The following is a 488-nucleotide window of genomic DNA, read 5'->3' as shown; positions in this document are numbered from 1 at the left end:
ACGTCGGACGGGTCTGGCTCGGGGTGACGACCGGGGTGCGCAGTCTGCGTCCGTACCCTCGTCTGGCCGATTTGTGGGACATGATCGCGCGCAGTGCGTACACCCAGTTGCGCTACTCCCCCTGGCTGTTGCTCGGCACCGTCGTCGGGCTCGTGCTCATTTACGGCGTGCCGCCGGTGCTCGGCGTCGCCGGGCTGGCCACGCGGTCGTGGGGCGTGGCGGTTCCGGCTCTGCTCGCGTGGGCGGTGATGTCGGTGAGCTACGTTCCGGTCCTGCGGTTGTACGGGCTCGGCTGGTGGCGGGCGCCGCTGCTGCCGGGGGTGATGGCGCTGTACGGGGCGATGACGGTGGATTCGGCGCGCCGGCATCGGCTCGGGCGCGGCGGATCGTGGAAGGGCAGGGTGATCGGCGCGGGTGAGGAGTGACCGGCCCACGGACGCGGGCGATCGCCCTGCGGAAGGGGATCGGACCGGCCGGAAGGCGATCGA

1 pseudogene is annotated in these 488 nt (G+C 71.9%); it reads left to right on the top strand.

Annotation, left to right across the window (positions count from 1 at the left end):
• Window positions 1–425, top strand: a pseudogene (locus KDK95_RS34845) (glycosyltransferase); the annotation flags it as partial.
• Between the last annotated feature and the right edge of the window lie 63 nt (window positions 426–488).

Source organism: Actinospica acidithermotolerans (assembly GCF_018139625.1).
Classification (GTDB): Bacteria; Actinomycetota; Actinomycetes; order Streptomycetales; family Catenulisporaceae; genus Actinospica; species Actinospica acidithermotolerans.
This window is presented reverse-complemented; position numbering and strand designations above follow the sequence as displayed.